Source organism: Streptomyces sp. NPDC094034 (assembly GCF_040303865.1).
In the GTDB taxonomy this organism is placed as follows: domain Bacteria; phylum Actinomycetota; class Actinomycetes; order Streptomycetales; family Streptomycetaceae; genus Streptomyces.
The window spans coordinates 110,273-122,037 of record NZ_JBEOUD010000029.1 but is presented as its reverse complement, the minus strand read 5'-3'; the positions used below and the strand labels follow the sequence as shown (position 1 = coordinate 122,037).

Annotated in this window: 11 protein-coding genes; 3 read left to right on the top strand and 8 right to left on the bottom strand. The window is 70.9% G+C overall.

Annotated features, from left to right (window positions below):
* Nucleotides 1-114 precede the first annotated feature (114 nt).
* Both ABTZ59_RS24395 and ABTZ59_RS24390 read right to left on the bottom strand, forming a co-directional pair.
* Nucleotides 115-381, bottom strand: a complete 267-nt coding sequence (locus ABTZ59_RS24395) for a (2Fe-2S)-binding protein (protein ID WP_351414428.1) — start codon at nt 379-381, stop codon at nt 115-117.
* 160 nt (nt 382-541) lie between these two features.
* Nucleotides 542-1,894: a class II 3-deoxy-7-phosphoheptulonate synthase gene (locus ABTZ59_RS24390; RefSeq protein ID WP_351414424.1), complete on the bottom strand. Its 1,353-nt coding sequence runs from the start codon at nt 1,892-1,894 to the stop codon at nt 542-544.
* Between the two features lie 346 nt (nt 1,895-2,240).
* Between ABTZ59_RS24390 and ABTZ59_RS24385 the strand changes: the two genes are divergently transcribed.
* Nucleotides 2,241-4,157: an anthranilate synthase family protein gene (locus tag ABTZ59_RS24385; RefSeq protein ID WP_351414418.1), complete on the top strand. Its 1,917-nt coding sequence runs from the start codon at nt 2,241-2,243 to the stop codon at nt 4,155-4,157.
* 121 nt (nt 4,158-4,278) lie between these two features.
* Here ABTZ59_RS24385 and ABTZ59_RS24380 read toward each other — a convergent pair whose 3' ends face one another.
* The 4 genes from ABTZ59_RS24380 to ABTZ59_RS24365 all read right to left on the bottom strand — a co-directional run bounded on the left by ABTZ59_RS24380 (nt 4,279) and on the right by ABTZ59_RS24365 (nt 8,164).
* Nucleotides 4,279-5,307: a 6-phosphofructokinase gene (locus ABTZ59_RS24380; RefSeq protein ID WP_351414413.1), complete on the bottom strand. Its 1,029-nt coding sequence runs from the start codon at nt 5,305-5,307 to the stop codon at nt 4,279-4,281.
* Nucleotides 5,308-5,452: 145 nt separating this feature from the next.
* Nucleotides 5,453-6,127: a response regulator gene (locus ABTZ59_RS24375; protein ID WP_351414408.1), complete on the bottom strand. Its 675-nt coding sequence runs from the start codon at nt 6,125-6,127 to the stop codon at nt 5,453-5,455.
* On the bottom strand, nt 6,124-7,308 hold the full coding sequence (gene macS / locus ABTZ59_RS24370; protein WP_351414401.1) for a MacS family sensor histidine kinase: 1,185 nt from the start codon (nt 7,306-7,308) through the stop codon (nt 6,124-6,126). The genes ABTZ59_RS24375 and macS overlap by 4 nt, the downstream gene beginning before the upstream one ends.
* Before the next feature lie 142 nt (nt 7,309-7,450).
* Nucleotides 7,451-8,164, bottom strand: coding sequence for a lysophospholipid acyltransferase family protein (locus ABTZ59_RS24365; RefSeq protein WP_351414394.1), 714 nt, complete (start codon nt 8,162-8,164; stop codon nt 7,451-7,453).
* Between the two features lie 148 nt (nt 8,165-8,312).
* On the opposite strand from ABTZ59_RS24365, the gene ABTZ59_RS24360 reads away from it, so the two are divergent.
* Nucleotides 8,313-9,092, top strand: coding sequence for an alpha/beta hydrolase (locus ABTZ59_RS24360; RefSeq protein WP_351414391.1), 780 nt, complete (start codon nt 8,313-8,315; stop codon nt 9,090-9,092).
* Nucleotides 9,085-9,738 carry a hypothetical protein gene (locus ABTZ59_RS24355; protein WP_351414387.1) on the top strand — a complete coding sequence of 218 codons (654 nt, stop codon included), beginning with the start codon at nt 9,085-9,087 and terminating at the stop codon, nt 9,736-9,738. The genes ABTZ59_RS24360 and ABTZ59_RS24355 overlap by 8 nt, the downstream gene beginning before the upstream one ends.
* An 81-nt stretch (nt 9,739-9,819) precedes the next feature.
* On the opposite strand, the gene ABTZ59_RS24350 is transcribed toward ABTZ59_RS24355, so the two are convergent.
* Complete coding sequence (locus tag ABTZ59_RS24350) at nt 9,820-10,572, bottom strand: endonuclease/exonuclease/phosphatase family protein (protein WP_351414382.1); 753 nt, start codon at nt 10,570-10,572, stop codon at nt 9,820-9,822.
* Between the two features lie 122 nt (nt 10,573-10,694).
* On the bottom strand, nt 10,695-11,636 hold the full coding sequence (locus tag ABTZ59_RS24345) for an ROK family glucokinase (RefSeq protein WP_351414372.1): 942 nt from the start codon (nt 11,634-11,636) through the stop codon (nt 10,695-10,697).
* Nucleotides 11,637-11,765: the final 129 nt, after the last annotated feature.

Here is an 11,765-nt window from a genome sequence, read left to right as displayed (position 1 = left end):
GCCGTGGATCGCAAGGCGGAGGAGGGAGCCGACGCGGAGCGTCGGCGACTGACGACAACGCGGCGAGGCGCGGTGCCAGGGCACGCGAGCCCGGCCTGATCCAAACGAAAGGCCCTAGGCCGCGTTCCGCAGCGCGGGCGGGGCCGTGCCCTCCGGTGCGTCGAGTGCCACGAGCGCGGGGGCGGCCTGGTCGAGCAGCTCGCGGCGGGGGCAGCCGCCACGGCCCAGAAGGGACTGGATACGGCGTACGCACGATCCGCAGTCGGTGCCGGCCTTGCTGACCGACGCTATCTGGCGGGGTGTGCACGCCCCGGCCGCCGCGTGTTCCTTCACCTGTGTTTCGGTGATGCCGAAGCACGAGCAGACGTACACGCGGTTCACCTCCCGGAGGGGTCGCTGGTTCTGGCCACCCCGGATTCGAGGTGAGGCTAACCTAACCTTACCTGCCACCTCCGCGACGCAAAAGTCCGGGTAAGACCGATGGGGCACGGATCACATCGATCCGTGCCCCATCGTGGCGTTCCGGCCCGCCGCGGCGTTCCTACTGGTCGCGGTACATCTCGGCGACCAGGAAGGCCAGGTCGAGCGACTGGCTGCGGTTGAGCCGCGGGTCGCAGGCCGTCTCGTAGCGCTGGTGCAGATCGTCGACGAAGATCTCGTCGCCGCCGCCCACGCACTCGGTGACATCGTCGCCGGTCAGCTCCACATGGATACCGCCCGGGTGGGTGCCGAGGCCCTTGTGGACCTCGAAGAAGCCCTTGACCTCGTCGAGCACATCGTCGAAGCGGCGGGTCTTGTGGCCGGAGGCCGCCTCGAAGGTGTTGCCGTGCATCGGGTCGGTCACCCACGCCACCGTCGCACCGGAGGCCGTGACCTTCTCGACCAGCTCGGGGAGCTTGTCCCTGACCTTGTCGGCGCCCATCCGGACGATGAAGGTCAGCCGGCCGGGCTCGCGGTCGGGGTCGAGCCGGTCGATGTAGGTGAGCGCCTCGTCGACCGTCGTCGTCGGACCGAGCTTGATCCCGATCGGGTTGTTGATCTTCGAGGCGAACTCGATGTGCGCGCCGTCCAGCTGGCGGGTGCGCTCACCGATCCAGACCATGTGGCCGGAGACGTCGTACAGCCGGCCGGTACGGGAGTCGACCCGGGTCAGCGCCGACTCGTAGTCCAGCAGCAGCGCCTCGTGCGAGGAGAAGAACTCGACCGTGCGGAACTCCGCCGGGTCGGTGCCCGCGGCCTTCATGAAGTTCAGCGCGTTGTCGATCTCGCGGGCGAGCTGCTCGTAACGCTGGCCCGACGGGGACGACTTGACGAAGTCCTGGTTCCAGGCGTGCACCTGGCGCAGATCGGCGTAGCCGCCGGTGGTGAAGGCGCGGACCAGATTGAGTGTGGCGGCGGACGCGTGGTACATCCGCTTGAGCCGCTCGGGATCCGGGATTCGCGCTTTCTCGTTGAACTCGAAACCGTTGACGGAGTCGCCGCGGTACGTCGGCAGCGTCACGCCGTCGCGGGTCTCGGTGCCCTTGGAGCGCGGCTTCGAGTACTGCCCGGCGATCCGGCCGACCTTCACCACCGGCACGGACGCCGCGTACGTGAGGACGGCGCCCATCTGGAGGAGGGTCTTCAGCTTGTTGCGGATGTGATCGGCGGAGACGGCGTCGAACGCCTCGGCGCAGTCGCCGCCCTGGAGCAGGAACGCCTCGCCCTTGGCGACGGCTCCCATCCGGGCGCGCAGCTGGTCGCACTCGCCCGCGAAGACGAGCGGAGGATAGGACCTCAGCTCGGCCACGACCTCGCGCAGGGCTTCCTGGTCCGGATACTCCGGCTGCTGGGCAGCGGGAAGATCTTGCCAGGAGGGCACATGGGCGGCGGGGTTCTCAGCATTCACTGTCACGCGCTCCAGATTACGTGGTCGCGCGCCGTGGCACAGTCGGCGCTCACAGTATGGAACGCGGGGCTCGCGGGGCGGAGCGCCAAGGAGCTCGCGGGGCGGAGCGCCAAGGAGCTCGCGGGGCGGAGCGCCAAGGAGCTCGCGGGGCGGATGCGCTAAGGTGCCGCTCATGTTCGCGCACTCGAATCAGACCTGGTGGTGGACCGCTCGCTCGGCGGCCCACTGATTCACGCGCGCACCACGAATCGCGAAGGCCGCCCGAGGGGCGGCCTTCAGTGTTTTCCGGGTCCGGTGTTCGGACCGGAGAAGCGGGCCGTTCCTCCCCCTCCACTCGGAAGGAACACCGCAGATGACAGTGACAGACGGAACACCGCGGACGCTCGTCGCACGGCTCCTGGACGACGACTGCCCGCCCTTCGCCCTGCTCCGCCGCCGCACACCCGGCCGGGACCACGGCGTCGTGGAGCTGCTGATCGGATCCGTCCACGAGGCCGACCGGCTGGCCGAGCTGCCCGACGGGGCCGTGCCCTCGCTCGCGCTGGTGCCGTTCCGGCAGATCAGGGAGCGCGGCTTCGACGTACGGGACGACGGGACCCCGCTGGCCGTGCTGGTCGCGGACGAGACCTATGAACTGCCCCTCGCGGAACTCCTCGCCCGGCTGCCCGCCCACGACGTACGGGTCGAGGACGGCGCGTTCGACATCGACGACGAGCGGTACGCGGAGATCGTACGGCGGGTGATCGAGGACGAGATCGGACAGGGCGAGGGCGCGAACTTCGTCATCCGGCGGACCTTCGAGGGCCGTGTCCCCGGTTTCGGGCGGGCGGACGCGCTCGCCCTCTTCCGGCGGCTGCTCGCCGGTGAGCGCGGCGCGTACTGGACGTTCCTCGTCCACACCGGCGAACGCACCCTGGTCGGCGCCAGCCCCGAGGTCCATGTCCGGATGAGCGGCGGGACCGTCGTGATGAACCCGATCAGCGGGACCTTCCGCTATCCGCCGCAGGGCCCGTCCCCGGAAGCGCTGCTGGAGTTCCTGGGCGACCGCAAGGAGACGGAGGAGCTCTCCATGGTCGTCGACGAGGAGCTGAAGATGATGTGCGCCGTCGGCGACCGGGGCGGGGTGGTGATCGGCCCCCGGCTCAAGGAGATGGCCCATCTCGCGCACACCGAGTACGAGTTGCGCGGCCGGTCGTCGCTCGATGTGCGCGAGGTGCTGAAGGAGACGATGTTCGCGGCGACGGTCACCGGCTCGCCGGTGCAGAACGCCTGCCGGGTCATCGAACGCCATGAGGCCGGCGGGCGCGGCTACTACGGGGGCGCGCTCGCGCTCATCGGGCGGGACGCCGGCGGGGCGCGGACTCTCGACTCCCCCATCCTGATCCGTACCGCCGACATCGACCGCGACGGCGGGCTGCGGGTGCCGGTGGGGGCGACGCTCGTACGGCATTCGCGCCCGGAGAGCGAGGTCGCCGAGACCCACGCCAAGGCGGCGGGGGTGCTGGCGGCCCTCGGCGTCCGGCCGGGCCGGCCGGTCGGGGAGTCCGCGCGGCCGCGGCTCGCCGACGACCCGAGGGTGCGGGCCGCGCTGGACGCGCGGCGCGCGGACCTCGCGCCGTTCTGGCTGCGGATGCGGACGGCGTCCGCGACGCTCACCGGGCACGCGCTGGTCGTCGACGGCGAGGACACCTTCACCGCGATGCTGGCGCATGTGCTGCGCTCGTCCGGCCTGGAGGTGACGGTGCGGCGCTTCGACGAGCCGGGGCTGCGCGAGGGTGTGCTCGGGCACGAGGGGCCAGTGGTGCTGGGGCCAGGTCCGGGTGATCCGGGGGATATGACGGATCCCAAGATGCGGTTGCTGCGGGGGCTGGCGGCCGACCTGATCCGGGGGCGGCGGAACGGGCTGCTCGGGGTCTGCCTCGGCCATGAGCTGATCGCGGCCGAACTGGGCCTGGAGACCGTACGCAAGCGCGTCCCTTACCAGGGCGCGCAGACCCGGATCGACCTGTTCGGTCGGGAGGAGACCGTCGGCTTCTACAACAGCTTCACCGCGCGGTGCGACGACGCGGCGGCGCGGGAGTTGGCGGCACACGGGGTGGAGGTGAGCCGGGACGCGGCGAGCGGGGAGGTGTACGGGCTGCGGGGCGGTGGTTTCGCCTCGGTGCAGTTCCATCCGGAGTCGGTGCTGACGCTGAACGGTCCGGAAGTGGTGGCGGGGCTGCTCGCGGGGGTGATGGCCCTCGGGCGGGGGGTCGTCGACGTGAGGTGACGTGAGGCGGGGGCCGTCGCCGGGGTGGGATGCGGCGACGGCCCCCGGAGGCGCACGGAGCTCAGCCGGACCGAGCTCAGCCGAACGGAGATCAGCCGGACGGAGCTCAGCCGAAGGGAGCTCAGCCGAAGAAGACACCGGCCTCTTCGTACAACTCCGGCCTGACCGTTTTGAGCCGGGCCGTGGCCTCGGAGATCGGGACGCGGACGATGTCGGTCCCGCGCAGGGCGACCATCTTTCCGTAGTCGCCGTCGCGTACCGCCTCGATCGCGTGCAGACCGAAGCGGGTGGCCAGCCAGCGGTCGAAGGCGCTCGGGGTTCCGCCGCGCTGTACATGGCCGAGCACCGTCGTCCTGGCCTCCTTGCCGGTGCGCCGCTCGATCTCCTTGGCCAGCCATTCGCCGACGCCCGACAGCCGGACATGGCCGAAGGAGTCCAGCGTGCCGTCCTTGAGGACCAGATCGCCGTCCTTGGGCATCGCGCCCTCCGCGACGACGACGATCGGGGCGTACGAGGCCTTGAAGCGGGAGGTCACCCAGGCGCAGACCTGGTCGACGTCGAAGCGCTGCTCCGGTATGAGGATGACGTTCGCCCCGCCGGCCAGGCCCGAGTGCAGGGCGATCCAGCCGGCGTGACGGCCCATCACCTCGCAGACCAGGACGCGCATATGGGATTCGGCGGTGGTGTGCAGCCGGTCGATGGCCTCGGTGGCGATGCCGACCGCGGTGTCGAAGCCGAAGGTGTAGTCGGTGGCCGAGAGGTCGTTGTCGATCGTCTTGGGTACGCCGACGCAGGGGATGCCGTGGGTGTCGGAGAGCTCGGCCGCCACCCCGAGGGTGTCCTCGCCGCCGATCACGATCAGCGCGTCGACGCGGTGCGCGGCAAGGGTCTCCCTGATGCGGTGGACGCCGTCCTCGGCCTTGAGGGGGTTGGTGCGTGAGGAGCCGAGGATGGTGCCGCCGCGGGGCAGGATGCCGCGCACCACGGGAATGTCGAGCCGTAGGGTGTCGTCGTCCAGCGGTCCTCGCCAGCCGTCCCTGAACCCCGTGAATTCGTAGCCGTATTCCTGGACACCCTTGCGTACGATGCCGCGGATGACCGCGTTGAGCCCGGGACAGTCGCCGCCCCCGGTCAGTACTCCGACGCGCATGGAAAACACTCCCCTTCGCCATCGATCGGGTACCCGGGCCACAGGAAGGGTGACTCAGGTCACTCCGGCATGGTGCGCAGGGTCAATTGCGTTGCACCAGAGGGCGGATGGAGGCTTGTGGCGGGAATCTTCGGGGGCGGGCGGCTCAGACGTCGTCAAGACCGCGTTCGATGGCGTAGCGCACCAGCTCGACGCGGTTGTGGAGTTGGAGCTTGCCGAGGGTGTTCTGCACGTGGTTCTGCACGGTGCGGTGCGAGATGACCAGCCGTTCGGCGATCTGCTTGTACGAGAGGCCCTTGGCGACCAGCCGCAGCACTTCGGTCTCGCGCTCGGTCAGTTCCGGGGCCTTGGGCTCGTCGGGGGCGGCGGGCGCGGGCTCGGAGGCGAGTCGGCGGTACTCCCCGAGCACCAGGCCCGCGAGGCCCGGGGTGAAGACCGGGTCGCCGACGGCGGTGCGGTGTACGGCGTCGATCAGGTCTTCCGTACGCGCCGACTTGAGCAGATAGCCGGTGGCGCCCGACTTCACCGCCTCCAGGACATCGGCGTGCTCGCCGCTGGCGGAGAGCACCAGGACGCGGAGTCCGGGATGGGAGCCGACCAACTCCTTGCAGACCTGAACGCCCGGCATACCGGGCAGATTGAGGTCGAGCACGAGCACCCGCGGCGCGGTGGCCTTCGCGCGGCGCACCGCCTGCGGGCCGTCCTCCGCGGTCGCGACCACCTCGAAGCCGGCCGCCTCCAGATCGCGCGCGACGGCGTCACGCCACATCGGATGGTCGTCGACCACCATCACCCTGATCGGGTCCGTCTGTTCGCTCATCGCGGTGTCTCCCCCCGTGGAACCTTCAACTCGACTTCCGTGCCCTGTCCCGGCACCGAGATCAGCTCGGCCGTGCCGCCCAGGTCCCGCAGCCGGCCGCGGATCGAGAGGGCGACGCCGAGCCGCCCCTCCCCTTCGGCCTGGGCGAGCCGGCCCTCCGGGATGCCGGGGCCGTCGTCCCGTACGGTCACGATCACTTCGTCCGGCCACTCCTCGACCAGGATCCAGGCGTGGGCGTCGGTGCCCGCGTGTCTGCCGACATTGTCCAGGGCGGCACCGACAGCCGCCGCCAGTTCCTTGGCGGCGGCCGACGGCAGCAGTACCGGAGCACCCGGTTCCGAGAAGGTGATCCGCGAACCGGCGTACGGCGCGAGGAGCGTGCGCAGGTCCAACGGCTCGTCGTCGTCCTCCACCGCCGTACGGACCACCGTGTCGTGGGCCGCGCGGGAGGCGGGCACCAGGCCGCTGGAGACCAGGGTGCGCAGGGCTATCTCCTGCTCCCCCGCCAGCCTGCCCAGTTCGGCGGCCTCACCGCCCAGCGCCGTACCGCGCCGCTGCACCATCGCGAGCACCTGGAGGACGCTGTCGTGGATGTCACGGGCCAGCCGCTCGCGCTCGCGGGTCGCGGCCTCGATCTCCAGGGCGCGGGCGAGGGTACGTTCGGAGGCGCGGGCCACCTCGACGACGTAACCGATGGCGATGGAGGCGACCCAGACGAGCAGGACATTGTGGAGGGTGTCCCGGCTGGGGTGCGCGCGCTCGACCAGGTTGGCGACGGCGACGACGGAGGAGGCGACCGCGGCCCAGCGCCAGCCGCCCTTGACGGCGAAGGCGAGGACCGCGCCCGCGGCCCATATCGAGGGCAGGGTGGGGCCGTCGACCTGCTGGGCGTGGGTGTCGGCGAGCGGTGTGAGCAGGATGCCGGTGACCGCGACGGTCAGATCGGCGACCAGGAAGCGCTTGGTGCAGCTGGCGGCGTTCGCCACCCTGGGCAGGGTGGCGAGGGTCCATACGGCCAGGAACGCGAGGTAACAGGCGGCGATCCAGGGGCGTTCGAAGCGCTCGCGCTGGAGGAGGAAGATCAGGACCGCGTAGACCATGGTCAGTACGCGGTACGCGGTCAGCGCACGCCACAGCGGCTGCTCCACGGACATCCGTACGACGCGCTCGCGCCTGGCCACTCGCCCCCCTGTTTGTCGCTCCGCGGCCCGTTCGACGCCGACTCAGGCCCGGCCGGTACGGCTCACCCTCCGCCGGTACGGCTCACGCCCGGCCGGTACGGCTCACGCCCGGCCGGTACGGCTCACGCCCGGCCGGTACGGCTCACTCCCCGCCGGTGTCCGACGCCTTCGCCGCTTCGGCGAGTTGGCGCTTGGCCGCCGTCGCGTAGATGTCGACGTACTCCTGCCCGGAGAGCTTCATGATCTCGTACATCACCTGGTCGGTGACCGACCGCAGGATGAACCGGTCGCCCTCCATGCCCTGATAGCGGGTGAAGTCCAGTGGTTCGCCGATCCTGATCCCCGGGCGCATCAGCTTCGGGACGACCTTGCCGGGCGGCTGGATCTTCTCCGTGTCGATCATGGCGACCGGGATGACCGGCGCGCCGGAGGCGAGCGCCACGCGTGCGAGGCCGCCGGGCTTGCCGCGGTAGAGACGGCCGTCGGGCGAGCGGGTGCCCTCCGGGTAGATACCGAAGAGTTCACCGTTCGCCAGGACCTTGATACCGCTCTGGATCGCGGCCTCGCCCGCGCCGCGCGCGCCCGAGCGGTCCACCGGCAGCTGTCCCACGCCCTTGAAGAACGCGGCGGTGAGCTTGCCCTTCACCCCGGGCGAGGTGAAGTACTCGGCCTTGGCGATGAAGGTGACCTTGCGGTCGAGCACCGCCGGGAGGAAGAACGAGTCCGAGAACGAGAGATGGTTGCTCGCGAGGATCGCCGGACCGTCGGCGGGAATGTTCTCCAGACCCTCCACCCAGGGCCTGAAGGCAAGCTTCAGCGACCCTCCGATGGAGAACTTCATGGCGCCGTAGATCAACTCGAATGCCTCCTGTGTGCTGTCGCACCGACCTTAACCCGTGGGCTCCCCGCGCTCCCCTTCATGGGTGCCCGACGGATCTGGTCGGTGTCGGTCCGGTCGCGTACGGTGAAGTACAGTTTCCGATCCTCACGAACAGGAGTACCCGGTGCCGGTCCTTCCTGGAGCCGAGCCGTACCGCCATGAGGGCGGCGAGGTCGGTGTCCTTCTCTGTCACGGATTCACCGGTTCCCCACAGTCGCTGCGCCCCTGGGCCGGGTATCTGGCCGAGCGCGGGCTGACCGTCTCGCTGCCGCTGCTGCCCGGGCACGGCACTCGCTGGCAGGACATGCAGGTCACCGGCTGGCAGGACTGGTACGCGGAGGTGGACCGGGCGCTGCGGGAGCTGCTGGAGCGGTGTGCCCAGGTCTTTGTCCTCGGGCTGTCGATGGGCGGGGCGCTGGCGCTGCGGCTGGCGGCCAGGCACGGCTCGGAGGTCAGCGGGGTCGTGGTGGTCAATCCCGGGATCAAGGTGCACGGAGCGGCGGCGTACGCGCTGCCGGTGATCCGTCATCTGGTTCCGACGACCAAGGGGCTGACGAGCGATATCGCCAAGGAGGGGGCGCGGGAGCTCGGTTACGACCGGGTGCCACTGCACGCCGCGTACTCACTGCGGAATTTCTTCCGGCTGGTGGACACGGCGCTGCCGCAGGTCACCCAGCCGTTGCTGCTGCTGCACAGCCCCCAGGACCATGTGGTGCCGCCCGCCGACTCGGCCAGGATCCTGTCCCGGGTCTCGTCGGTGGATGTCCGTGAGGTCTTGCTGGAACAGAGCTACCACGTGGCGACGTTGGACTATGACGCGGAGCGGATTTTCGAGGAGAGTCACGCGTTCATCGGCCGGCTCGCTCCGAGTGTCGGGAAGAAGGGGAGCACCACCGGTGGCTGAGCATGACGCGGACCGTGAGCCGCAGCCGATCGACGAGGACGCGGCCTGGGCGGCGATCGTGGCCGGGTACGGCGAGGAGCCGGCGGATCCGCCGGGCGCCAAGCCGTTCAAGTCGGTTGACGATCAGGCCCTGCTGGAGAGCGAACGGAACAGTACGGCCCCGGAGGCCGGGCCGGAGGCGGGGGCCGCGGGCGCGGCGGAGGCCCCGGCCGCGGACAAGACGCTGAGCAAGCCCCCCGAGAAGCAGCCGGAGCAGCGGGCCGAGAAGGAGCCGGATCCGGACGCCGAGGACGGAAAGCCCAGGCTGGGCGGTTCGGTGATCTTCGCGCCCGGCGTCGGCGGGCCGCGCGACTACCAGCTGGCCGAGCCGAAGGAGGACGACCTCGACGAGAGCGACGAGGGGCATTTCGTCCCGCCGGAGCCGCCGCCGCTGCCGGAGTCCGACACGACGGCCAGATTCGCCTGGCTCGGGGTGATCGGCGGCCCGGTGCTGATGCTGATCGCCGTGCTGCTGCGGTGGGACATGACCTGGTGGCTGACCACGCTCTGCGTCGGCGGCTTCCTGGGCGGTTTCGTCACGCTGGTGGCACGGATGAATCCCGACGACGACGAGAGCGACGATCCGGGACGCGGCGCGGTGGTCTGACGGAGCCGGTCCCGGTGGCGGGGCCGGTCCCGGCGGCGGGGCCGGTCCCGGGAGCGGAGCCGGTCCCGGCGGCGGGGCGGCTCAGGACGCCGGTACGCGGAGGGCGGCCAGCACCGGAAGGTGATCCGTCGCCGCCCTCAGGTCGGCCTCGTAGAGGCCCGGCAGATCGCGTGGCACCCCGCAGCCGAGCACGTCGATGCCGGGTGTGGCGAAGATCGCGTCAATGCGCTGGCGCGGGTGCTCGGCGGGCGAGGTGTACTCGTCCCCCCAGGGCGCGACGGCCCGGCAGTCCTGGAGTTCCCCGGCGAGCAGCCGGAAACTACGCCCGGTGGGGCGGTCGTTGAGGTCTCCGGCGACGATCGTGTGCGGCACGCCCATGGTCTTGAGCCGGTCGAGCACCATCCCCGCCTGCGCGTGGCGTTCATCGTCCCGGAGGCTCAGGTGGCAGCTGAGCAGCCCGATCCGGGCGCCCGCGATCCGTACCACCGCCGTCGCGAATCCCCGCCGGTGGAGCCCCGGGGTGAGCGGCAGCAGGATGTCCTCGGTCCGCTCGACCGTGGCGCGCAGCGAGCAGAGCAGCAGCGGTCCGGCCGCGGTGGCGCCGCCGCTCAGCACCACGAGATCGGTGTGCTTCGCCAGCCAGGCCGCGCGTTTGCGCCAGCGGAAGAATCGCGGTGCCTCCTGGACGAAGACCAGATCGGGCGCACAGGCCCTGATCACCCGCGCCAGCGCCGCGTTGTCGTCGCGCAGGGAGCGGATGTTGTAGCTGAGCACCCGGATCACCGCCGAACCATCCGGCTCGGTACGGGAGTCGGGCAGCGTGGGCATCGCCATGCCGCCAAGATAGCGGCAGGCGAATCGGCCGTGAGCGCCGACACCACCGACCCCGGACATGGCGGCGCCCGCCGCACCGACGACGCGGTGACGGCGGGCGCGATCGCCCGAGGCCCCGCCGATCAGCCCTGCCGGGCCAGGTCCGCGGCTCCCACGAGCCCTGCCTCGCCGCCCAGTTGGGCCGCGAGCACCTGGGCGTGCGGGCGCCACTCGCCACCGATCAGCCAGCGCCGGAAGGACTTGCGGATCGGGTCGAGGACCAACTCGCCCTCGTCCGACACCCCGCCGCCGACGATGAACGCGGACGGGTCGAAGAGCGAGGCCAGATCGGCGAGACCGGCGCCCGCCCAACGGGCCAGCTCACGGAAGGAGTCGATGGCGACGGGGTCACCGGCGCGGGCCGCCGCGCTGATGTGCCTGCCCTCGATGCCCTCCGGGGTGCCGTCGCCGAGACCGAGCAGCGTCGCGGCGTTCTCCGGGGTCGCGTTGGCGCGCTGCCTGGCGTACCGGACGAGAGCACGCCCTGACGCGTACTGCTCCCAGCACCCCTGGCTGCCGCAACCGCACAGCAGCCCGTCGGGCACGACCCGGATGTGCCCGAACTCGGCGGCCACACCGAAGCGTCCGCGGCGCAGCTTGTTGCCGATGATGATGCCGCCGCCGAGCCCCGTTCCGAGCGTGATGCAGATGACGTCGTCGTGGCCCTGCCCGGCTCCGAAGCGGTACTCGCCCCAGGCCGCGGCGTTGGCGTCGTTCTCCACGACGACCGGCAGACCGACCCGCTGCTCGACCTTGTCCTTGAGCGGTTCGTGTCGCCAGTTGATGTTCGGCGCGAAGAGGACGGTCGCGCGCTTGTCGTCCACGTAACCGGCGGCGCCGATGCCGACGGCCTCGATCTCGTGTCCCTCGCCGGCCCCGGAGACCGCGGCGCAGATCGCGTCCACGATGCCTTCGGCGGTCCCCGGAGTGGGCACCTTGTGCGTCTCCAGGATGGTGCCCTCTTCGTCGACCACGCCGGCCGCGATCTTCGTGCCGCCGATGTCGACGCCGATGGTGAGTCCCATGTGTCCCTCAGTTTTCGGTCGAGCCCCGCTTGACGAGTACGTCCGAAGTGTCGTCGTTCGCCCGGAGAGCGTTCCCGGGCAGACGAGACTTCGGACGTGCTCGTCCAGGGCCAACCGTACCCGAGGGCG

What these genes read in the sequence shown, in the direction of transcription:
- ABTZ59_RS24350 (WP_351414382.1), bottom strand. Translation starts at nt 10,572, where the DNA reads ATGGCGATGCCCACGCTGCCCGACTCCCGTACCGAGCCGGATGGTTCG.
- ABTZ59_RS24375 (WP_351414408.1), bottom strand. Translation starts at nt 6,127, where the DNA reads ATGAGCGAACAGACGGACCCGATCAGGGTGATGGTGGTCGACGACCAT.
- ABTZ59_RS24380 (WP_351414413.1), bottom strand. Translation starts at nt 5,307, where the DNA reads ATGCGCGTCGGAGTACTGACCGGGGGCGGCGACTGTCCCGGGCTCAAC.
- ABTZ59_RS24385 (WP_351414418.1), top strand. Translation starts at nt 2,241, where the DNA reads ATGACAGTGACAGACGGAACACCGCGGACGCTCGTCGCACGGCTCCTG.
- ABTZ59_RS24345 (WP_351414372.1), bottom strand. Translation starts at nt 11,636, where the DNA reads ATGGGACTCACCATCGGCGTCGACATCGGCGGCACGAAGATCGCGGCC.